Annotated in this window: 16 protein-coding genes; 13 read left to right on the top strand and 3 right to left on the bottom strand. The window is 65.6% G+C overall.

The window, feature by feature from the left end; all coding sequences use genetic code 11:
• Positions 1–35: 35 nt before the first annotated feature.
• The 13 genes from ACQR1E_RS28575 to ACQR1E_RS28515 all read left to right on the top strand — a co-directional run bounded on the left by ACQR1E_RS28575 (position 36) and on the right by ACQR1E_RS28515 (position 9,893).
• Complete coding sequence (locus tag ACQR1E_RS28575; RefSeq protein WP_316165503.1) at positions 36–638, top strand: HD domain-containing protein; 603 nt, start codon at positions 36–38, stop codon at positions 636–638.
• Positions 639–654: 16 nt separating this feature from the next.
• A complete protein-coding gene (locus ACQR1E_RS28570; protein ID WP_434897863.1) occupies positions 655–2,100 on the top strand; it encodes an aldehyde dehydrogenase family protein in 1,446 nt (481 codons plus the stop codon).
• The gene (locus tag ACQR1E_RS28565) at positions 2,097–2,714 is read left to right on the top strand and encodes an HD domain-containing protein (RefSeq protein ID WP_434897862.1); all 618 of its coding nucleotides are present in this window, start codon (positions 2,097–2,099) and stop codon (positions 2,712–2,714) included. The genes ACQR1E_RS28570 and ACQR1E_RS28565 overlap by 4 nt, the downstream gene beginning before the upstream one ends.
• Positions 2,711–3,472, top strand: coding sequence for an SDR family NAD(P)-dependent oxidoreductase (locus ACQR1E_RS28560; RefSeq protein WP_434897861.1), 762 nt, complete (start codon positions 2,711–2,713; stop codon positions 3,470–3,472). Before ACQR1E_RS28565 ends, ACQR1E_RS28560 begins: the two co-directional genes overlap by 4 nt.
• A gap of 16 nt (positions 3,473–3,488) precedes the next feature.
• Positions 3,489–3,812, top strand: coding sequence for a 2Fe-2S iron-sulfur cluster-binding protein (locus ACQR1E_RS28555; protein WP_434897860.1), 324 nt, complete (start codon positions 3,489–3,491; stop codon positions 3,810–3,812).
• Between the two features lie 426 nt (positions 3,813–4,238).
• The gene (locus ACQR1E_RS28550; RefSeq protein WP_434897859.1) at positions 4,239–5,723 is read left to right on the top strand and encodes an aromatic/alkene/methane monooxygenase hydroxylase/oxygenase subunit alpha; all 1,485 of its coding nucleotides are present in this window, start codon (positions 4,239–4,241) and stop codon (positions 5,721–5,723) included.
• 91 nt (positions 5,724–5,814) lie between these two features.
• Positions 5,815–6,060, top strand: coding sequence for a toluene-4-monooxygenase system B family protein (locus tag ACQR1E_RS28545; protein ID WP_315716251.1), 246 nt, complete (start codon positions 5,815–5,817; stop codon positions 6,058–6,060).
• Positions 6,053–6,433 (top strand): Rieske 2Fe-2S domain-containing protein, encoded by a 381-nt coding sequence (locus tag ACQR1E_RS28540; protein ID WP_434897858.1) that lies wholly within the window; start codon positions 6,053–6,055, stop codon positions 6,431–6,433. Before ACQR1E_RS28545 ends, ACQR1E_RS28540 begins: the two co-directional genes overlap by 8 nt.
• A gap of 9 nt (positions 6,434–6,442) precedes the next feature.
• Positions 6,443–6,742, top strand: coding sequence for an MmoB/DmpM family protein (locus tag ACQR1E_RS28535; protein WP_434897857.1), 300 nt, complete (start codon positions 6,443–6,445; stop codon positions 6,740–6,742).
• A 21-nt stretch (positions 6,743–6,763) separates the two neighbouring features.
• Positions 6,764–7,789 (top strand): aromatic/alkene monooxygenase hydroxylase subunit beta, encoded by a 1,026-nt coding sequence (locus ACQR1E_RS28530; RefSeq protein WP_434897856.1) that lies wholly within the window; start codon positions 6,764–6,766, stop codon positions 7,787–7,789.
• A gap of 57 nt (positions 7,790–7,846) precedes the next feature.
• Positions 7,847–8,836, top strand: coding sequence for a 2Fe-2S iron-sulfur cluster binding domain-containing protein (locus tag ACQR1E_RS28525; RefSeq protein WP_315826576.1), 990 nt, complete (start codon positions 7,847–7,849; stop codon positions 8,834–8,836).
• A 7-nt stretch (positions 8,837–8,843) separates the two neighbouring features.
• Positions 8,844–9,374, top strand: a complete 531-nt coding sequence (locus tag ACQR1E_RS28520; protein WP_315826575.1) for a luciferase family protein — start codon at positions 8,844–8,846, stop codon at positions 9,372–9,374.
• A 21-nt stretch (positions 9,375–9,395) separates the two neighbouring features.
• Complete coding sequence (locus tag ACQR1E_RS28515; protein WP_315716258.1) at positions 9,396–9,893, top strand: 2Fe-2S iron-sulfur cluster binding domain-containing protein; 498 nt, start codon at positions 9,396–9,398, stop codon at positions 9,891–9,893.
• A gap of 297 nt (positions 9,894–10,190) precedes the next feature.
• Here ACQR1E_RS28515 and ACQR1E_RS28510 read toward each other — a convergent pair whose 3' ends face one another.
• The 3 genes from ACQR1E_RS28510 to ACQR1E_RS28500 all read right to left on the bottom strand — a co-directional run bounded on the left by ACQR1E_RS28510 (position 10,191) and on the right by ACQR1E_RS28500 (position 21,716).
• Entirely contained in the window at positions 10,191–13,295 is a 3,105-nt protein-coding gene (locus tag ACQR1E_RS28510) for a DEAD/DEAH box helicase (protein WP_315826743.1), read from the bottom strand.
• An 875-nt stretch (positions 13,296–14,170) separates the two neighbouring features.
• Positions 14,171–16,054 (bottom strand): hypothetical protein, encoded by a 1,884-nt coding sequence (locus tag ACQR1E_RS28505; RefSeq protein ID WP_434897855.1) that lies wholly within the window; start codon positions 16,052–16,054, stop codon positions 14,171–14,173.
• Positions 16,047–21,716 (bottom strand): hypothetical protein, encoded by a 5,670-nt coding sequence (locus tag ACQR1E_RS28500; protein WP_434897854.1) that lies wholly within the window; start codon positions 21,714–21,716, stop codon positions 16,047–16,049. Before ACQR1E_RS28500 ends, ACQR1E_RS28505 begins: the two co-directional genes overlap by 8 nt.
• Positions 21,717–21,718: the final 2 nt, after the last annotated feature.

Genomic DNA, 21,718 nt, shown 5'->3' with positions numbered 1-21,718 from the left:
CGGCGCCGGCCTCTCTCCGCATATGGAACATTGCAATGCTCGATAGGTCCGATGTCGGCAACCGCTATGACGAAGTCTGGCGCATCAGCGAGCCGTACATGCGCGCGCGCAAGAACGACGTCCACATTCCCCTGTCCTATGCGTATGCGCGCAAGCTGCTCGCTCAATATCCGGACGCAGACGAGGACATCGTTTCGCTCGCAATCATCCTGCACGACATCGGCTGGTACACGATCGACATGAAGGACATCATCGAGAAGGGATTCGGTCCCAACATGATGCAGTCCGATGTGCGCTTTCTCCACGAAAGCGAAGGCGTCCGCATGTCACGCGACGTCCTCGAACAGGCGGATTGGCCGGAAGACATCATCGTCGCGGTCGGCGAGATCATCGACGGTCACGACACTCGCCCCTACCCGCGCTCGCTGAACGACCGGATCGTGCGCGACGCCGACAAGCTGTGGCGCTACACGACCACCGGCGTTGCGGTGGCCTGCGACTGGTTCAAGATGACGCCGCGCCAATATGCGTCGCGCCTGACGACCCAGCTCGCCGTGCTCGAGACTGAAGCCGGACGACTCATGGCTGAGGAGGCGCTGGGCGAGACCCGGGCCGCGCTGATGCTCGACCTGATCTGAACGAGAGGTCGCGGACATGGACATGTTCATCGATGGCCGCTGGGTTGCAGCCCAAAGCGGAGCGACCTTCGACGTTGTCGATCCGGCAACGGGCGAGACGGTCGACAGCGTTCCGGAGGCCGGGCGCGCGGATGTCGATGCCGCCATCAACGCGGCCGACATCGCATTCCAATCGTGGAAAACGACGCCCGTGGCAGAGCGCGCCCGCCTGCAGAGGAACGCGGCGCGGCTGATGCGCGAGAGTGCCGATGAGCTCGGTCGCCTGCTGACCCGGGAGCTTGGCCGTCCGCTGGCGGGAGCCGTCAGCGAAATTCAGCGCTCGGCCGATCTGCTCGACGTCTATGCCGAGGAAGGCCTGCGCCTGCACGCCGAGATGCCGCTGACGGGTGTGGCCGGCGAAAAGATCATCATCACACGCGAGCCGGTCGGCGTCGTGGTCGCGATCACGCCCTTCAACTATCCGGTGACGCTGCTCTGCTTCAAGCTCGGCGCCGCGCTGATGGCCGGTTGCACCGTCGTCGCCAAGCCCGCCGAGGACACGCCGCTGTCGACCTTGCGGCTCGCCGAGATCTTCCATGCCGCCGGCTTTGCCCAGGGCTGCTTCAATGTCGTCACCGGCCGCGGCCCCGACCTCGGTATGCAGATGATCGAGCATCCGACGCCGCGCAAGATCGCCTTCACCGGCGGCACCCGGGCCGGAAAGGCGATCGCTGCTGCTGCAGCCAGAACGATGAAGCGCGTCACCCTCGAGCTCGGCGGCCAGTGCCCGGCCATCGTCTGCGCCGACGCCGATATCGGCGCAGCGGCTGCTGCGATCGCCCGTCACGCCTTCGCCAATTCCGGCCAGTTCTGCTACCGCGTCAACCGCGTCTATGTCGAGCGCCCCATCTACGCGGCCTTTCTCGCTGCGCTCGCCGACAAGGTCGCGCAGCTCGACGTCGGCAACGGCCTGACCTCGAATTGCGCGCTGGGACCTGTTGTCAACGAGAAGATCTACCGCAACAGCGAGCGGCAGATCGCCGATGCCCGTGCCAATGGCGCAACCGTGCTGACCGGCGGCGTCCGGTTGACGGGCGGACTCTACGACAAGGGCTGGTTCCTGCCGCCGACCGTGATCGCCGATGCGCCCCCCTCCGCGCTCGTCATGACCGAGGAAACGTTCGGCCCCGTGCTTGGTGTCGCCCCATTCGACGAACGCAGCCAGGCGCTGCGGCTCGCGAATGCGACGGTCTATGGGCTGGCCGCCTTCGTGTTCTCGCGCAACCTGGCGACAGGACTGACCCTGGCCGAGCGCCTCGAAGCCGGCTCCGTGTGGGTCAACGACATCCAGCGATCGAGCCAGCGCGCGCCGTTCGGCGGCATGAAGCAGAGCGGAATCGGCCGCGAGAAGGGCCGCTACGGCATCGAGGACTATCTCGAATACAAGACGATCTATCTCAGCTACGACGCGGAGCTGCGATGATGCATTTTCTGCGCGACCAGGATCTGCCGATCTGGCTTGAGGCGCGGCCGTGGCTGGACGTGCGCTCCAACGACGAGCATACGCTGATCTCCTATCGTCTCGGCCAGGCGCTGCTGCGGATCCATCCCGACGCGGACGCCGCCGTGGTGCTGCCGGCGATCCTCATGCACGACGTCGGCTGGAAGAAATTCCCGCCCGAGCAGCTCGCCGCCGCCGTCGGCCCCAATCCCAGATATCCCGAGCTGCAACGTGCCCACGAGATCGAGGGCGTGAAGATCGCAGCCGAGGCGTTCGCACGGCTGGCGATCCCCGGGCTAAGAGTCGAGACCATCCTGGCGATCATCGACGGCCACGACACCCGAAAGACGGCGATCTCGCATGAGGATGCGCTGATGAAGGACGCTGACAAGCTGTGGCGCTTCACCGGCCATGGGGTCGCGACGATCGGCGGCTGGTTCGATACGCCGCCGAAGGAGACGCTCGCGATGCTGGAAAGCTTCGTGCTGCCGTCGATGCTGACCGAGGCCGGCACCACCATGGCCCGAGCGCTGATCGCCGAGGGCACGGCGTCTGCGTTCATGGCGGATCTGCTGCACATCGAGGTTGCCACATGAGTCCGATCCAACTGCAAGGCAAGCGCGTCATCGTCACCGGCGCCGCCGGCGGGCTGGGCCGCGGATTCGCGCTCGCCTTTGCTGCAGCCGGTGCCGAGGTCGTCGCCGCCGACATCCGTCTCGGCGGCGCCGACGACACCGCGCGGCTGATCCGCGACCGCGGCGGCCGGGCGCACGCCGCGGAGGTCGACGTCGCGAACGAGACGTCCACCGCGGCGCTGGCGCAATTCGCGCTTGCGCGCATGAGCGGCCTCGACGTGCTGGTCAACAATGCCGCGATCTATGCCGGGCTCGAACGCCGCGGCTTCGAGGCAATCCCGGAGGCCGAGTGGGATCGGGTGATGCGCGTCAACATCAAGGGCGTATGGATGATGAGCAAGGCGGCCGCACCACTGCTGCGACGCGCCGGCGGTGGCGCGATCGTCAACGTCTCGTCGGCCACCGTCATGAGCGGCTCGCCGATGTGGCTGCACTACGTCTCGTCGAAAGGCGCCGTCATTGCGATGACGCGTGCGCTGGCGCGCGAGCTCGGCGGCGACAAGATCACGGTCAACGTCATCGCGCCCGGCTTCACGCTCACCGAGGCCAGCCTCGGCCTGATGGAGAACGCCGCCCAATATGGCGTGTCCCGCGGAGCCCTGAAGCGCGCGGCCGACGTCGACGACATGGTCGGCGGCGCGCTGTTCTTCGCGTCGCCGGCCGCGGCCTTCATCACCGGTCAGACCCTGATCATCGACGGCGGCCGGCAGTTCATCTAGGGACACGCAACGACCCATGCCCAGAATCACCTTCATCGAGACGGACGGCACCGTGCGCCTTGTCGAGGCCGAGCCCGGCGAGAGCGCCATGCAGGCGGCGAAGCGCAATGGTGTCGATGGCATCATCGGCGAATGCGGCGGGTCCTGCATCTGCGCCACGTGCCATTGCCACGTCGACAAGGCATGGCTGGAGCGCGTCGGCCCCGCCGGCGACATCGAGGCCGACCTGCTCGAGTTCGAGGCCGCGGACGTCCGGCCGGAGAGCCGCCTCGCGTGCCAGATCTCGATCACCGACGCGCTCGACGGTCTGGTGCTGCAGGTCGTCGGCCGCAGCCGCTGAACGGCCGGAGGGTTGCGCCGGTCTTTGATCACGCCGCACGCATCATCGGCAGTGGGACGATGACGGGCATCGAGCTGCTCGCTTGAACAGATCGACCCGCTTGGTCGATACGGCCGCGCCGATCCTCGCCGCCGCTTTCCCTTCGCATTGCATCATCTCGTCGCTTGCGCAGCAGCAGGAATGCGGTCGACTGCGCTCACGATCGCGCCCGAATACGCCGATGTTCATGCGCACCCGCGGCCTAAAGAAAAACCAAAGAATGCGGCCTACACTGGATCCTACAACATCGCGCGACGATCTATCAGGTCTAACCGCCTGACTCGTACGCCATCGCCACGCGCCGCACAACGTTCGCCCGTTCAAGGGCGGCAGCGGACCGCAACGAAGAGCAACGAACGCGATCACAGAGCTCGGGAGGAGCAACGCATGCCGAAGCTGCAGCGGCGGGACTATTACGACACGGCCCGCGACATGAACTGGGCCTTCTCCTATGTCAGCGAGGAGGAGGTCTTTCCCGAGGAGCTGTCCAAGAGCTTCGGCATCCACGGCGAGCAGTGGTGGGGCTGGGACGAGCCGTACAAGCTGACCTATCGCGAGTACGTCCACAATCAGGCCGGCAAGGACGACGGCATCTACTCGATCCGCTCGACGATTGCGCGCTCCAATTTGTATGACAATCTCGATGCCGGCTGGAAGTCGGCGATCAAGGCGCATTACGGCGCCATTCCGGTTCCGGAATATTTCGCCTCGATCGGCGAGGCGCGCATGGCCCGGTTCGGCCGCGCTGCTGCCTGGCGCAACATGGCCACCTTCGGCACCCTCGACGAATGCCGCCACGGCCAGGCGCAGATCTACTTCCCCTATTGCCTGCTCGGAAAGGACCCGCAATTCGACTGGGCCCACAAGGCGATGCACACCAACGAGTGGGGCGTGATCGCGGCGCGCAGCCTGTTCGACGACATGTTCACCGCCAATGATGCGGTGTCGACGGCGATCCAGCTGACCTTCACCTTCGAGACCGGCTTCACCAACCTGCAGTTCCTTGGCATGGCCTCGGATGCGCTGCATGTCGGCGACATCGAGTTCGGTGCGCTGATCTCCTCGATCCAGACCGACGAGGCGCGGCATTCGCAGCAGGGCGAGCCGACCTTGAAGATCATGATCAACAACGGCAAGAAGGCCGAGGCGCAGAAGATGGTCGACCAGATGTTCTGGCGGTCGTGGAAGCTGTTCGCGCTGCTGACCGGCATCTCCATGGACTACTACACGCCGCTGGAAAGCCGGACGATGTCGTTCAAGGAGTTCATGCAGGACTGGATCTGCCGGCAGTTCATGGACCAGTTCAAGGACCTCGGCATGAACGTGCCGTGGTATTGGGAAAAGCACTTCCTGCCCGAGCTCGACTGGGTCCATCACGCCTATCACATGGGCGTCTGGTTCTGGCGGCCGACGGTGTGGTGGAATCCCGATGCGGGCGTGTCCGCGGCCGAGCGCGACTGGCTCGAGCAGAAATATCCCGGCTGGAACGACCGCTTCGGCAAGCTGTGGGACGTGATCGGCGACAATGTCCGCACCGGCCAGATCGAAAAGACCTATCCGGCGACGCTGCCGGTCGTCTGCAACTGCTGCCACATTCCGATCTGCAGCCCGAGCATCGGCCAGGCGCCGCGGATCACCACGCACAACGGTCGCAAGCTGAACTTCTGCTGCGAAGTCTGCGAATGGGTGTGGAAGAGCCAGCCCGAGCGCTACGACACCCATCTCTCGATCGTGGACCGTTTCCTAGCCGGACACATCCAGCCGCCGAACCTGGAAGGCGCGCTGCAATATATGGGCATCACGCCCGATGTCGCCGGCAATGACGCGCAGAGCTACGCCTGGAATGGCGCGTCTCGCCTCGCGGCCGAATGATCCGCCCAGCATGAATTGACAGGCGCCGCTTACGAGCGATGCCCCCCACCCGACACGACCACAGATATAACAACAAATCTGGGAGGTAAGCGTGGCCCTGTTCCCGCTCCAAGCCAACTTCCGCGGCGACTTCGTCGTCCTGCTGATCCCCGTCGACGACGGCGATAGCATGAGCATCGTGGCCGACAAGGTCGCCCAGCACGCGGTCGGACTGCGCGTCGCCGAGAAGAACGCGTCGAAATGCGTCTACTACAACGGCCGCGAGCTGCCGTCCGCGATGACGGTGGCACAGTCCGGAATCCAGCCGATGGATTGGATCGAGGTGGCCTATGTCTGACGATGCCGGCGTGACGTGGAGGCAGGTCGCGACCTTGGACGACCTTTGGGAAGGTGATTTCATCGGCGTCGAGGTCGACGGCGAGGAAGTGATCGTGATGCACCTTCCTGGCGGCGAGCTGCGTTGCTTCCAGGGCATGTGCCCGCACCAGGAGATCCTGCTGGCGGACGGCAAGGTCGATTTCGAAGCCGGCACCATCACCTGCTCGGCCCATGAGTGGGAGTTCAGCATGGATGACGGCCGCGGCCTCAACCCGCGCGACTGCCGCCTCTTCCGCTACGCGGTGAAGAAGGACGGCGAAGCGATTCTGGTCGGCGTGCCCAACGACGGACGGCTGCGCCGCCTCCGCCACAAGACCGAGCAGGACGCATAGGACAAGCCCATGACCACGACAGCAGCACCGAAACTGGTCGGCCCCGTCATCAGGGGCGTCGACGAGGACATCATCGACGCCGTGATCGCGGCGAGCGAGCAGGACAATCCGGACGTCGAGATCGTCATCGAGGACCGCGGCGGCTATGTCCGCGTCCAGGCCGACCGGAATTTCCGCCTGACGCAGAAGAGCATGCAGGTGGCGCTGGGGCGGCCATTCCGGCTCGCCGAGATCGAGCCGAGCCTGGTGTCGTTCGGCGGACGGCTCGAGTCGATGGACGACGAATGGGTCTGGACCATCCACACATAACAAATTCCGGGAGGATACGTCATGACCGCGATGACCGCGAAGCCGGCTGCGCGCAAGCAGAAGAAGACCTGGAGCCTGTGGACCGAGCGCCGGCTGCCGTCGGAATACGAGGCCGTCACCTACAAGTTCCACAGCCACTTCCGCCGCGCGCCGGCACCGTTCGAGCTGTCCGAGAACTGGTCGATCAACCAGTTCTATCTCAGGAATCGCGAAGGCTCGAGGCTCACGCTGGACGATTGGGAGGGCTATCGCGATCCCCTCACCTACACCTATCGCCGCTATGTCACTGACCAGAAGGATCGCGAGGTCTATTGCGACAACCTGATCGACGAGTTCGAGCGCCAGGACAGCTATCGCAAGCTGTCTGCGCCGTGGCTCGACTTCCTCGGCCAGGCCTATCTGCCGGTGCGTTTCCCGGGACACGCGATGCAGATGAGCGCGGCCTATGTCGCGCAGATGGCGCCGTCGGCGTTCGTGACCAACACCTTCTACTTCCAGATGGGCAACGAGATGCGGCGGGTGCAGCGCCAGGCCTATCTGGCCAAGGCGCTCGCGCTCGACACCGGCCGCCCGGAGCTCGCCGACAGCAACATTGCCCGTACCGTCTGGACGCAGGCGCCGCAATGGCAGGGCCTGCGCGAGCTGATCGAGAAGCAGCTGATCGCCTACGATTGGGGCGAAGCGTTCGTCTCCCGCAATCTGGTGCTGCGGCCGATCTTCGATCACGCCTTCAACCGCGAGATCGCCGATCTGGCGCGCACGAACGACGATGACCTGCTGGCGCTGCTGCACGACGACTTCCGCAACTACGACGAAGCCTATGCCGTCGAGACCACCAAGGCCCTGGTGCGCTACGCCACCGGCAAGGTCCCGGAGCATGCGGTTCTGCTGCGGGAGTGGGTCGCGAAGTGGATGCCGCTCGGCGAGCGCGCCGCGCGCGGCCTCAGCGAGGCACTTTCGGCCGCGCCCGGTGCCGACGATGCACGGGCGATCCTGGAGCGGACCATGACGGCCCAGGCGAGGCTGATCGCGGATTGCGGCTTGTAGTCTGGCAGACGCGGTCGGCGTGCTGCGCCGACCGCCCAAGCCGAAAGGATGGCGTGGATGACCCGGCAACTCCGCATCGAGCCCGACGGTGTCGCGATCGACGCGGCCGGCCATGACACCATCCTTCAGGCAGCGCGACGCGGGGGCGTCGCGCTGCCTTACGAATGCGGCTGGGGCAGTTGCGGTGCCTGCAAGGTGACGCTCATCGATGGGCAGGTCGATCTGATCTTTCCCGGCGCGCCGGCGGTCAATCCGCGCGACGCACGACGCAACCGCATCCTGGCCTGTCAGTCCCGCGCGATCTCGGACGTCACGATCGCCCGCGGTCCCGGCGACTGGTCCGCGCCGACGCCGCGATGCGTCGAGCAACAGGCGACCCTGCGCGGCATCGACGATCTCGCGCCGGAGATCCGCCAATTCAGCTTCGAGACGGCCGAGCCGATCGACTTCCGGCCGGGGCAGTATGCGATCCTGCATCTCGGCAACGGGCTGCGGCGCTGCTACTCGATGTGCAACCTGCCGGGCAGCACCATCCTGCAGTTCATTGCGAAGCGCTACGATGGCGGCACAGGCAGCAACGCGCTCGCGGCGTTGGCTCCGGGGACGCGCATCACCATCGAGGCGCCGTTCGGCGTCTGCACGCTGCGTCGACAGCCGGGCCGCAAGGTGTTCGTGGCGGGGGGCACCGGCATCGCGCCGATCCTGGCGATGCTGCGCGAGGCCGCGGCTGCGCACCTCGATTTCGGATCGCCCGCGGACGTCATCTACGGCGCCCGCACGCCGGCGGATCTCGCCGCTGATGACATGCTGGCGGCGGCGATCACGCAAACTCCCCGGGCGCGCTACCTGCCCGTGGTCGAGCACGCGCCGTCCGGCTGGCCGCATGCGGCCGGCTTCGTCACCGATGTCATCCAGGGCGCAGTCCTGGATCCCGCGGCGGCCGAGTTCTACGTCGCCGGCCCGCCGGTCATGGTGAACGCGGTCAGGTCGCTGCTGCGCGCCGCCGATGTTCCGATCACGCAGGTTCATTATGACAGCTTCGGCTAGAGCAGGCGTGCGCGGTGCTGCACCCATCTGGGCGATGGCGCCTGGACTGCGCCGTCTCGCCACACGTCCCGGCAGCGCGCCGCGGCTCGCACCAACATGGCCCTGCCACCAGCTCGGCGACACCTCGCCCGCCGGATACGCCGCACAGCTCGTGTCCTGCGCCTGCGCGCTGGCTGGCGTCGAAGAGGTACCGGCGCCGATGAACGCCGCAGGCCGCGCCTTCGCGCTCGATGACATCCATGCCATGGGCCAGCCGGAGGCCTTCGTGTTCGCGCCGGTGTGGCTCATCGTTCGCCCCGACGGGTCGCTGCACCTGACCTTGCGGCCGGAATGGGCGCAGAAGGTGGCGGCCAAGGGCTGGGGCACGGTGCATCCGTTCGCACGCTACATGGCGGGCGCCGTGCCGCCGCAGAGCCTCGTGGTCTACGCGCCGCGCGATCAAAGCGAGCTGGCGGTTGCGGCGCGGATCATCGCGGCCGCGCACTGCTACGCGAGCGGCCGCATCGGCGACGTCGCATTGCCCGACAGCCGGTGGTGAGCGATGAGGGAGCTCTCGGCCATGACCAATGAAGGCGGCACCAGGCGGTTTCGCATACGGCTGGAACGTCCGGAGGGGACGTTCACATTCGACGCCATATCCGACGAATATCTGCTGTACAGCATGATCGACGCCGGCATCGAGACGCCCTACATCTGCGAGCAGGGCTGGTGCCTCGCATGCGCCGCGCGCTTGGTATCGGGCAACGTGGACCGCTCCGATGCGCTGACGGTCTACCCTCAGGACGCTGAAGCCGGCTTTCTGCTGCTGTGTTCGACCAAGCCCTGCTCGGATCTGGTCCTGATGCTCGACGAGCGCCAGACCCGACGGGACATGATGCAACACCGGATCGAGCACAATCAGTTGGCGCGAGCCTATCCGCCCGGCGCACGTCTCCGGTTTCGCCGCGGACGCGCTAAGGCGCGAGTCGACGCGTGCACCCGTTCAGCAACAGGGACTCGAACAGATGAGCCGGCGACATCCGCTCAGATGGGGCTGATTGGATCAAAACCAAAATAGCGTTCTTTTGCATAGTATGAGTTGGTGACCATCAAAGCCGCAGAAGGTGAAGCTGGTTCTATCACTGGCGCATTCGTTTGTTGGGTCCGGGCTGGGTCGGCCGCCAGCGCAGCTCTGAACTCGAACGATCCACGGCATCCGACGAGCTGCTTCAGAACAGCCTCGAACGATCGTCTCTGCGTCAGCGCAACACGGGTTCTCTCAATCGTCCTTGCCAAGGGTCAAGCGCCATCGCTTTCATTTCGGGGCCTGAGGAGATCACACAAGACCGCTTCAAGTTGAGTGGCGCATCCCTCGTCATTCGTCCAGCAGATCCAAGAACTGTTCGACCCGTCGTAAAGCAGGTTCATCGCTGCGCCCGGGATAGACGACGCGATCGCCCTCGCGCTGCAGTGACCGCGAGCGTAATTTACCGATCCTCCCTGCGAGCATCGTTGCAGCAATCGCATCCGGGCCGACATCGAGACGCATGATCCCCCGTTGCCTGCAACTTATCCTGAGCTTGGCGACAGCAAAGAAATTGCTGGCCTCGGATGGCAGCTTGCCGAATCGGCGGTGCGTTTCATCCTCGAGCTCCTCCAGTTCGTCATCACTCCGGCACCGGGCGGCTCGAGCGTAGATCTCCAGCCTGACCGCCTCCGATTGCACATAGCTCGAAGGAAGCAGCTCAGGAATGGGAAGATTCAACTCGGGGATCCAGAGGGCGGACATTCCATCGCGGTCTCCCTCCAGGGCAAGCGTAAGAAGGTGGCCGTAGAGCGTCGGTCCGAACACCTGCATGTGGCCGGATTGTCGATCGGAGCGCAGGTCGCCGCCGCCGCGGAGATCGAGGTCGCGAGCGCTGATCGCGAAGCCAGCGCCCGGACGGCTCAATTCCTCGAGAACGGAAAGCCGCTTTTCCGAGCGTTCGGAGCCGCCTTCCGTCAGGAAATGTGCAAACGCCCGGATGCCGCCCCGTCCTACTCGCCCCCTGAGCTGATGCAATTGTGCCAGGCCGAATTTTTCGGGCCAGCACACAACGATGGTGTTCGCACGTGGGATATCGAGGCCACTTTCCACGATGTTGGTCGCAAGTAGTACATCGGCACGGCCTTCGACGAACCCCATCAACCTCTCGTCAATCTCGTCCGTCGGCATCTTGCCGTGAATGGCAATGATACGTAGTTCCGGCGCCAGCGCATGGATCCTGGCGAGCATGGGATCGAGATCCTGGATCCGCGGACAAACGACAAAACTCTGACCGTTACGTCTGTGCTCACGAACCAGCGCAGCGGCGATAGCTATGTCCGAAAGCGGTGCGACCTTGGTGGCAACCGGAACACGATGGACCGGCGGGGTTGCGATCACGCTGAGATCCCTCAAGCCCGTCAAGCCGGCCGCAAGTGTGCGGGGGATCGGTGTCGCACTCATCCAGAGCCGGTGGCCGTTCTTATTGAGGCCCGACAGCATGGCTTTCTCGGCAGCGCCGAAATGCTGCTCCTCGTCAATGATGATCAGGCCAAGTTCGGCAAATCTCACTTCCTTGGATGCGAGCGCGAGGGTCCCGACGACGACCCTGAGTTCTCCGCTCTTGAGGCGCTCCCTTACCTCTCGCGCTTCGGCGGTCGAGGCAACCCGCGACAGGTTTCCAACATCGATGCCAAGAGGCGCAAAGCGCTTGCGGAAGGTTTCGACATGCTGTCGTGCCAGCACTGTCGTCGGCACGACGATAGCGACCTGCTTTCCGGCCAGCACGGCGGCTGCCGCTGCGCGCAGCGCCACCTCGGTTTTGCCAAAGCCGACGTCTCCACAGACGATCCGGTCCATCGGGTGCCCCGATGCAAGATCATCCAGAACGTCGCGGATGGCCTTCGCCTGATCGGAGGTGGTGAAATAGGGAAACCGCGCGACGAACTTCTCATAGACAGCAGGGCGCGGCACGAGCTTCGGAGCCGGGCGCCGCCGGCGCTGACTCATCTGCTTGGCCAGCTCCTTTGCGACCACGTGAATCTCCGTCTCGGCAGCAGCTCGCCGCGGCCGCCACGAGCTGCCGTCGGCCTTGTCCAGCGAGGTGTCTCCGAGCTCAGCGGCGTAGGGCCAGATCAGCGCCAATTCTGCGAGAGGGACGAGAACGGCGTCGTTTCCGGCAAATACCAACCTGACCATCTCGCGCGCCGAAAGATCTCCCGTGCCCATGGATCTCAGGCCGCCAAGGCGTGCGAGTCCACGTTGCAGATGAACGACCACGGATCCGAGTTCGGGGAGATCTCCCGAATCGAAGCCGGGCGTCCATGCCCAGTTCATCGGTTGCGGTTGGTGTGCCCTGCTGCCGAGCACGTCGGCAGCAGTGATGACCACGAGGGGCTTCTTTCCAGGAACGACAAAGCCCGCATCGAAGCCTGCCAACAATGCGGCCTGCTGCCTGCCCCTTGCGGTCGCCTGCGTCCAATCGGGCACGCATTCGGCCTTGATAGCGCTCATCCGGGCCATCACACGCAAATCCGCTTCGACGGCAGCGACGAAAAGCACACGTGCGCTTCCGCGCTGGGCTTCCTCGATAAATGCACGGAGCGCCTTCCGCGGAGAGGCTGCCTTGTAGAACTCTGGCGTCGCACGATACGGAGTGGTTGGCGGCAACACAGTGATCTTCCTGGCCGCCAGCTCCCATTCGCGTCGGCTGAGATAGGCACGGTCACGCTCACTGCGGGCGGCCGCATCCTCGATCGTGCTCAACCAGGTGTCGGCGTGCCTGGGCACGGTGCTGTCGGCGATCCATTTGGCGCGTGCACAATAGTCCAATAGGCTGGACCTTCTTCGAGCCCGGCCCGTGAACGCCAGCCGCTCGGACATCGGGTCAATCAGGAGTTCCTTCGTTTCGGAAATCACCTCCTGGTCTATCGGATTGATCGCTGCAATACGCCGGATTCTCCCTCCGGAATGCTCTATCCTAAAAGGTCCGAACGCGCCGGCCGGGAAGATCTCGAAGGTGTTGCCGTGAAACAAAACTCCACCGGGATAATCCGGACTGTCGTCCAGGTCGTACCCGAGAGCCTTCAGACGGGCCTCAAGGTCTTCCTCGGAAAAGACGGCCCCGGTCCGAAGGGGAAATCCGATACGAGACCAGTTCGCAGGCAACGGCAGGAGCTCCATTATGGCCTCCGCCGTCGCGATCAGCAGGATCGGCTTTTTTGCCCTGGCAAGGCGTCTCAAGACGGAGCTCCGCCGGCCCGCGATATCACGTGAAGGCTCAAGCTGATCGAACGGAAGCGTGTTCAAACGGGGATAGACGAGCACATCACAGGCCGGCTCGATAACTGGGATGATCGAACCCAACAGCTCGGCTCGGCTCTCATTTTCGGCGAGAAACACAAGTCCGCCCCGGCCCGAAGCACGCCATCGCGCGGTAAGATACAGCGCCAACATGCCCAGCGGCGACGAGGAGGAAATGCCAGTCCGAATCGGAGCCTTCGTCGTTGCCGCAACAGATGTCTTCTTCCGCGGGGCGGCCTTTGGTGACGCGGAGCGCTTTGCTGATGTGTTCTTGCGCGGCGTTGAGCCACGGGGCGTACGAAGAGCAGTGGTCACTGAATTCTCGTGCTGAATTGACGAATGCGAGGCAAGCCTGCGAATCTTTGTCGAGCTTTAGCGGATTCGACGGCTTCAAGGGATCCAAACTTCGGAGTGTCGATCACCGTTCTCCCCTTAAGTGCGACGGTGTCACCAACCAGCACCATCGTCGCGCTCCACGTGGCAGACTGAGGTGCATGACAACCATGACGCAGAGATTCGTTCTTGAATGACCATGGTACGAGCGCCGTGATAAGCGTGATTACCGCCTTGGTGACTGGGCTGCACAGAATTCATGAGCCCGGCTGAGACGGGCTGCGGTGGGACTACCCATCACCAGGTTTGAGCAGAGCCGGCGGTTGCCGTGCTATGAGCGATCCCGCGTGATCTCTGCCCTTATGGATATGGGCCTCTGCCGAAGATGCTCAAGCCGCAACGTACGATAACGCAGTGACCCTCGATTCGGCACAATCAAGGCGAACTTCTTCGCGCTCAATCTTGAACGGCGTTCCTCGTGCTCGCTCTCCGTTGCTCCTATGTCGTGAAGGAAGCGCTGAGGTTGAGAACGGATCTTCGGATATTCACACTTGCTGGCCGCTACGTAATCTTGGGGCGCCGGGCGTCTGCCGTCGCGCGAGAAATTCCCGACTTGGCAATGACGCGCGCCCGTTCAACCCTCAATCTCCGGCGGCCGCGCCACCGCTATATTTCGACGGTGACGTTTCATGCGTTCATGCCTTCCGCTTCGGAAGGATCGCGTCGAAAGCGAGCTTGCTCGACCGCTCGCCGCGATCGGTCTCCTTGCGGATGCCGAGCCAGACGAAAGTGCGGCCGTTGTACCAGCGCGTGCGCTGGAAGCTCTGGGTGACACGAATGCCCGCGCGCGGCACCTCCTCCTCATGAAGATTGTAGCCCTGCTGCTGCGGGAGGTCGAGACCGTGGCGCAGCAGATCGGTGCGAGGTTCGACGCGCACCGGCGGATCCGGGTCACGGTCGATGACCCGCAACATTGCAGCGCGACGCAGTTGGATCTCGCGGCTGTCGTTGTCGATGTGCACCGGGATGAATGGGATCCAGTTCTCCGGCATCTCGCTCATCAGCCGATAGCGGATCGCGGCGTCGTTCTCGATCGGCGGCGCAGGTGGTGGGTCCGGCGGCAGGCTCTCCTCCACCAGGCGACGGAAATAGCGGCGGGTGTCGAGCGCGGCGCTGCGCCCGCTCTTGCTGTCGCCCGAAGCCAACATCACCCGCGACTCGACACCCCACACCATGTTGGCCATCTCGTCGCGGAACAGTTCCACCGACTCCAGCGGCTCGCTCTCCTGGATCTTCGGCACGCTGGGCACGATGAACAGGCTGAGATCGGCGGGAATGTCGTCGCTCCCCTTCGTCGCCAGCGTAAACATCGACCAGCGTTGCCAATCGGCGTCCGTGCCCTTGCCCGCGGCTTCGACCCAGATCCGCTCGCCGAAGACGTTGGTCACGCTCATGCCGGCGACCCGGGTGATCGCCCCGGCCGGCACGGTGAACGGCATCAGGAACCAATCGTTGGCGTAGACGAGGCCGAATTCGATCAGCAGCAGCTTGTTGACGTCCGTCGTCTCCGGATCGATGTCGCCGAAATTCGTTCGTCCCTCCTCAAAGGTCCACCAGCGTGTGTTCGGCATGCCGTCGAACTGGATCGGCGCCGGGATGAACGACGCCGTAAAGGTCGTCTCGACGGCGGCCGGGGGCGGCGCGTCCGCCAGGTCACCGAGTCCTGCGCCGGAGGCGTCGACGTCGAAGTTGTACCAGTCGAGATGCCCCTGGAAGTATTCGTCGGCGACCACGAGCTTCTCGCCGCCCGCCTTGGGCGCCGACGCTGCAAAGGCGTATTCGAGGCGATCGGGCAGCCAGGCATCGGCGGCACCCGCGGCGGGCTGGTAGAACGCCTCCCGGTACCAGCCAAGGAATTCCGCCTCCGCCGTCTCGATCGCAGCGGTGCTGGCTGGATTGCCGAGCACGACGAGGTCGTGCGCGTGATTGCCGGGCGCGGCCGTCAGATGCTCGACGAGGTCGTAGCCGTCCATCGACCGGCCGGCCAGCGCCGCCATCGTCTGCCAGGCTTCGCGATGGGCGGCGACCGGCGCATCGGCCTTGAGCGCCGGATCTGGCATGGCGACCGGCAGCGCCGCGATGAATTGCTGGGCAAGCCCCGGCTCGATGCCGGCGACGAGCTTCAGCCAGCGCCGGCCCAGGGCGATGCGGAGATCGAACGCGATCTTCTGGCCGGCGAGACGGAACGGGATCGGCCGCCGCTCGACCTTGGCTTCGAGCGGCACGTCGTCCGCGAACGCTTCCGGCGGATTGCCGGCCGCGCGGTATTTCGTCAGTTCGGTGGTCTCGATGTGCACCTTGGCGACGACGGGCGAGCCGGCGTCGTCGCCCTGAAACTCGCCCATCTGCCACTGCTTCGTCAGCAGCCACAGCGGATCACGGACCTCGGCCTTGAGCGCGCGGTCGAAATCGTGCGTGCGTGGACGGCCCTCGAGCCTGTTCCACAACGTGATGGTGGGCAGCTTCACCTTGCCGGAGAACACGGCGGAGAGGTTCTGAACCGCGACATAGTCAGCCATTGCCCGTCTCCGTCTCGGCCAGCACCGCGGCGAGGTTGTTGTTGAAAGCGAAGTTGAGCGAGGCCGTGATCGGATGGAAGGCCACGGCGGACACCAGCGCCGGCAGGAAGCGGGCATAGGCGGTCGTGTCGACGTGGTCGGGCTCGATCGCGCGCTTCTTGGCGAGGTCCATCGTCTCGCGTACCGTGTCGACGAGATCCTGCCACTGCCACGAGCCGACAAATTTCGGCGGCAGCGCCAGCAGCAGAGTCTGCGGCGGTTCGGCGTTTGGCCGGTCGAAGTGGAACGCCAGACCGGTATCCTCGGTCGGGCGCGGGATCACTTCGGTCCACTCGTCGAGCAACAGCCCGAGTTGCCGCCGCGCCGGATCGAAGCTTTCGGCGAAATGCGCGGTATAGAGCAGCTTGTCCTCGTCGATCACGAACGGCTTTCCGTCGGCATCGGTCTCCGGGAATTCGAGTCCGAGCCACGGCAACTCGGGGCGATGCGGAAATTGCAGCGCCTGCAGCGCGACGCCCGCCCCCGTGAACGCGTCGGCGAGATGCTGCGAAGCTTCCAGATCGTGCAGCTTCGACCGCACCCGCGCGACACCCGTGAACCAGTCGTCGAGCGGAAAGCGGCGTCCGATCGTCGTCTTGAGGAACCCGAGAATGGTCTCGTCCGCCTGCGCCTCCGCGCCCCAGGCGTTGCTCCATTCACCGGCCTGCGCCGCTGGCAGACCGAAATCCGGAACGATCTTGAAATCTTCGCCGAACAGCAGCTTCGCCGCGGCGGTCAATGCCTCGATCTTGTTCTTCGCCTCCGCCGCGGCATCGTATTGATCGAGCCGGGCCTGGATCGCCGGCAGCCGCGTCGTCAGTTCGAGCGCGAGCGCGGCGGTGCGCTTCGCCATGTCCTCTGCGAGGGCGACGATCGCCGTGCGCTGTGCCGCGATGTCGATCGCCGCCGCGTCGAACGCGGCGTTCGCAGCCTTCGACGCCTCGATGCCGTCATGCAGGGCGGCGAGATCGGACGCATTGTCGTAGAGCATGATCAGAACGGCGCGCTGTCCAACGAAGGCGGCGCGCTTGCCGCTCATGAGATCGTCGCGGAAATCGTCCGGCTGCGCCGGTAGAGGGTCGGTCGCCGCGGTCGCGATCAGCTTTTCGGCCACCCGCAGCGCCAGGAACTTCGCCGCGTCCGGCGCGCCGGAATCAGCGTCGTAGGCGAGTATGCGTGCGTCGAACTCGGCGAGTTGCCTGGTCCATCGAGCGATGTAGCCGGCGAGTACGGCGTGCAACTGGGAGAAGATCCGCCGCCGGTCGGCGTAGACGGCACCGGTACCGGTCTGCAACGCCGCGAAGGGACCGAGACCCTGCATCACCGACACGAAGCCGGTGATCGTCTGCTCGATCTCCGTGGCGATCTGGGCCTCCTGCTTGGCGTCGAGGCGGGCCTGCAGCGCCGTACGGAAGGCGTCGAGATCCGCAAGCCGCGCGGCGAGCAGATCGCGCGGCAGCGTTGCCCGCTCGCGCGCGAGCGCCGCGTCGAGATCGACCGCCTCGTTCGCCTCGCCGGCCATCGCCATGTCGCTCGCCTTGAGCGGACGTGAACGCAGTAGCAGGCTTCTGAGATGCCGCACCAACGCCGACAGTTCGAACAGCGGCACATGCCCGGCGATCGCCGCAATCCTCTCGCGGTAGGCGATCGTCAGCATTGCGTCCGGGCGCGGTGCATGGACGGCGATCACATGCGCTTCGATCAGATCATCGAGCGCCTTGGCGGCTGGATCGTTGTCCGGATCGAGCAGATACAGCAGGTCGATCGGCAGCAGGCCGAGATCGGCCTGCGTCACGTTGTAGGTGACGGAGGAGAGATCGAGCGGGTCGGTGACCGTCACCGAGCAGGCGACTGCTGCCGGCGGCGGTAGAATGCCCGCGAGCCAGGCGTTGAGCGCTGGCTCCGCCTTCGCCCGCGGCGATGTCAGCGCGCCATCGTTCGGGTCGAGCCCGGCCTTGAGATGCAGCGCCACCCGATGGGTCAGCGTCACCCCCGACCGCGGCGTGCGCACCACGTCTGGGGTCGCCGGGAATTTTCCCTTGGAGTAGGTGTCGAGCACGGCGCCGGCGCGGTCGTAGTTGCCCTGCACCACCTGATGCACGCTCTCTGCCATCGCGAGGTCGGCGACCGCGTCGGCGATGTCGGCAATCCGCGCGGCCTCGGCGGTGATCGCCGCGGCCTGCTGCGGGCTCGCCGCCGGCAGGTCGGCATTGTGGCCGAACGGGTAGCTGCTCACGCCGCTGGTCTTGATGTGCTCGACCAAAGCAAGGCCGTCGATGACGTTGCGCGCCTCCACCCGGTTGATCCGCAGTCGCCGACCGAACGCGTCGAGCCGACCGGTACGCGTCGGAGTCAGCCGGTCGCCGACCAGCGGGAACACCTTGCGGAGGTCGTAGATGAACCCGTCCACTTCGACGTCGTGGCGGTCGTGCAGGCCGCGCTCGAACTGGTAGCCGAGCAGCGCGCCGAGGCTCTGCTCGCCCTTCATTCCCTCGATGATCGACAGCGCGATGCGGACTCGTTCCGAACTGAGATTGACGGCGAGGCTGCCGGAATTGTCGGGCGTGGCGTTCGACAGATAGCCGTTGCGCAGCACCGCGGCGGTCACCGCTTGGTTCAGCGACGGCGCGTGGATGTAGCCCTGGTTGCTGCGGTCGCGCATCAGCGGCGGCGCATCCGGATCGGCGAAGATCGCCGCGAGGTTTGCCGGCAGTTCGACCGCCGTCAGCTTCTTGAACTCCGGCTTGACGTTCTCGAGCCAGCCATAGGCGCCGAGATAGATCCCGGTCTTCGCCTCGCCGGCCGGTGCACCCGGCTGGGCGGTCCCCCGGCCGGCACCGTGCGGATAGCGCATCCGTTCCAGTTGGCGGCTCATGATGCCGCCGTACCAGGCGTCGAACCGGTAGGTGCAGAGGTCGAGATGCTCGGCGAACACCCGTTCCAGAACCGCTGTCGGGGACCTCTTCAGCCATTCGAGCGCATCGAGCTGGCGCTTGAGATACGCGGTGGCGACCATCGAGGTCAGCACCGTCGGGATGAACTCGCCGACCGTCCTCAGTCCCGTTCCGGTGACCGCGGCGTCGCTGCGGTGGAGATAGCGCCAGCGGCTGCCGCCGGCCGCAGCCGGCACGGCGAGGCTCGCCTCCTCGACCTGAAAGAACTTCGGCTCGCGCCGCGCCGCCTTCAGCTCGGTCTCGCCGATCAGCCCGGCATTGAAGAACAGGCGGATGCTGGTCTCGACGAAGCTCAGGTCGAGCGCGTGATGCAGCATGAGATACAGCAGCGCGTTCGGGCGCTGGGTGAAGCCCTGCTGCAGCCGCAGCGCATCGTGGGAGGTCGCCGCAGCCTTGATCAGCCAGCCGATGTAGTTGTCGCCGCCGGCGGTGTAGGCGCGGATCTGCTCGGTCTCCGACAACGGACGGTCGTCGATCAGCGGGCCCTTGAGCTGGTTGGGCGCCTTGAGAAAGAGTTTCTCGAGGATGTCCGGCCCCTCGATCCCCTCGGGCGGCGTGTAGCCGAGCTGCTTCAGCAGATCGAGCCCGCTTCCGACATAGCCCGCGGCGAGCAGGAGCGCGACCAAGGCGCCGCCCGCCCCCTGCATCGCGAGGCGGTTGTACAGTTCCTTGAAGCTTTCGGCGAAGCGCTGCTGGAATTCCACCGATCCGGCGTGCAGACCGAGGACATCGAGCAATATCTGATGACGGTCGCCGCCCGGCTTGCCGATGTAGGACACCCGCGACATCAGCGGCTCGAGGTCGGCCTCGACCTTGCGCAGCAACTGATACAACCGCGTCAGGAACGGCAATTCCGGATCGTCCGGCGCGTGCGCGGCCCCGACTGCGACGTTCGACCCCGCGAAGATCCACTGGATGCGCGAGCGCGGCGTCGCCGGCAGGATGCCGTAGGGCTGACGACCGACGCGGATTGTGGGCATCGGCCCGCGTGCCGACACGTGCCGGACGAAGAAGTCGCGGGTCCGCTCCACCGTCGAATCGTCGAAGACCGGATGAAGCATGCTCTCCATGAAGTAACCGAGCGTAGCCGGCCACAGTGCCGTGTTCATGGCGCGGGCGTCGTTGACGTCGTGGCGATGGTAGAAGGGGATCGCCGCCAGCGCGGCCGGATCGAGACCGAGCGTGGCGGCGAGGCAGCGTCCGTCTGTCCGCTCGAACCATCCGTCGGGGTCCAGGGGCGGAGTGCCGAAGTAGTGATCGAAGCTGACGTCGGAATCCTCGCGCCAGCTGTAGGCGGCGCCCTCGCCCTCGACGTTGTTGGTCGGCTGGCCCTGCGGAAGGATCGAGAACCCGGCCTTCGACTGATGATGATGGGCGAACAACTGCTCCAGCGCGACCCGGCCGGCGTCTGCATCGGCCCCGAGCCGCACACCGAGCACCATCAACTGATCGAAGCCGCGGCGGAAGGCGGGCGGCGTTAGCGGCACCCGGAATCCCATGCCGATCTCGACGGCGCGGTCGAAGTTGCGCACCCATTCGAGCTCCGGACCGAACGTGATGTCGTCGCCGTCGTGCGCGACCGACGCGTCGTCCGTTCCGGTCGGCGACGGCGTGACCGGCAGCGGCGACGGAATCGGTTTTCCGAGTTGCTCGAGTTCGAGCGTTCCGCCGTTGTAGCCGAGCAGGACGAGGCGATCAGGCAAGGTCCGCGCGGTCGCCGGCTGCGACCAACCGGTCTCGCGCATCGGCGTGGCGTCCGCGGCGGGAAACTCCAGATACGCGGCGATGACCGTGGTGGTCGCGCGGTCCGCGCCCTCGGGCGGCGCGTCGGCGAGATTCCGCGGCCGGTACGCCTCACGGACCGCCGCGGCGCGCTCGGCCCCGAGCGCGTTATCGAGCGCGGCGATCGCGTCCGTCTGCGCGGCCACATCCGTGCCGGCGCGCCACAGCGCGGTCCAGAATGCGCTGACCGCACCTCGCTCGGAATCGGCCAGCGGCGCGCTGGTCACCACCGTCAGGATCACGGTCGGCACGCCTTCCACCCTGGCCGGTCGCGCCGCCTCGTTGAGCGGGCGATGAGTCTGGGTCACGTAGTAGGACCGCCCCGAGCCCTGTCCGCTCACGAGCGTTCGCCAGGCGGCCCGCTCCCCGGCGGGGTCGTGGTTCGCCCGCCAGACGTCGGCCCAATAGGCCTGGGCGCGCTTCACCTCGTCTTCCGACAACGCCTCCTCGAAGCTGTCGACGGCGATGTCGTCCGGATAAACCCGGACCCACAGCTCGTCGCGGTCGCCGCCGAATTCCGCCGCCTGCTTGAAGCGCGTTTCGATCCGCAGCGGCATCAGCAGGATCGGCGTCTGATCGGACAGCAGGCCGATGTTGCGGCGTGGGTCGGTGAAGTTCGCGAACAGCCCGCTATTGCGGACCACTTCGTCCTTCGCCGCCTTCAGCGCACCGCCCAGCCGCTCGATCTCGGAGGCCGCCGCCTTGGTCTCCTTGTCGATCGCCGCCAGCGCCAGATCATCGGCGCCCTTGCTGACGCGCTCGGCCCGTGCGCGGTCGCGGATCAGCCGCGCGCGGGTGTGGCGAATCCGGCCGATCTCGCGCGACGTCGCATCGGCCGCGGCGCGCGACGCTTCCAGCTCCTTGCGGATATCATCGAACTCGGACATTT

Source organism: Bradyrhizobium sp. HKCCYLRH1030, from assembly GCF_051168395.1.
Taxonomy (GTDB): domain Bacteria; phylum Pseudomonadota; class Alphaproteobacteria; order Rhizobiales; family Xanthobacteraceae; genus Bradyrhizobium.
This window is presented reverse-complemented; position numbering and strand designations above follow the sequence as displayed.

Bases quoted from the DNA above. Each gene is read 5' to 3' on its own strand.
- ACQR1E_RS28550 (WP_434897859.1), top strand. From the start codon at position 4,239: ATGCCGAAGCTGCAGCGGCGGGACTATTACGACACGGCCCGCGACATG.
- ACQR1E_RS28570 (WP_434897863.1), top strand. From the start codon at position 655: ATGGACATGTTCATCGATGGCCGCTGGGTTGCAGCCCAAAGCGGAGCG.
- ACQR1E_RS28560 (WP_434897861.1), top strand. From the start codon at position 2,711: ATGAGTCCGATCCAACTGCAAGGCAAGCGCGTCATCGTCACCGGCGCC.
- ACQR1E_RS28530 (WP_434897856.1), top strand. From the start codon at position 6,764: ATGACCGCGATGACCGCGAAGCCGGCTGCGCGCAAGCAGAAGAAGACC.
- ACQR1E_RS28505 (WP_434897855.1), bottom strand. From the start codon at position 16,054: ATGGCTGACTATGTCGCGGTTCAGAACCTCTCCGCCGTGTTCTCCGGC.
- ACQR1E_RS28555 (WP_434897860.1), top strand. From the start codon at position 3,489: ATGCCCAGAATCACCTTCATCGAGACGGACGGCACCGTGCGCCTTGTC.
- ACQR1E_RS28540 (WP_434897858.1), top strand. From the start codon at position 6,053: ATGTCTGACGATGCCGGCGTGACGTGGAGGCAGGTCGCGACCTTGGAC.
- ACQR1E_RS28535 (WP_434897857.1), top strand. From the start codon at position 6,443: ATGACCACGACAGCAGCACCGAAACTGGTCGGCCCCGTCATCAGGGGC.
- ACQR1E_RS28525 (WP_315826576.1), top strand. From the start codon at position 7,847: ATGACCCGGCAACTCCGCATCGAGCCCGACGGTGTCGCGATCGACGCG.
- ACQR1E_RS28575 (WP_316165503.1), top strand. From the start codon at position 36: ATGCTCGATAGGTCCGATGTCGGCAACCGCTATGACGAAGTCTGGCGC.
- ACQR1E_RS28515 (WP_315716258.1), top strand. From the start codon at position 9,396: ATGACCAATGAAGGCGGCACCAGGCGGTTTCGCATACGGCTGGAACGT.
- ACQR1E_RS28500 (WP_434897854.1), bottom strand. From the start codon at position 21,716: ATGTCCGAGTTCGATGATATCCGCAAGGAGCTGGAAGCGTCGCGCGCC.
- ACQR1E_RS28510 (WP_315826743.1), bottom strand. From the start codon at position 13,295: ATGTTGGCGCTGTATCTTACCGCGCGATGGCGTGCTTCGGGCCGGGGC.
- ACQR1E_RS28565 (WP_434897862.1), top strand. From the start codon at position 2,097: ATGATGCATTTTCTGCGCGACCAGGATCTGCCGATCTGGCTTGAGGCG.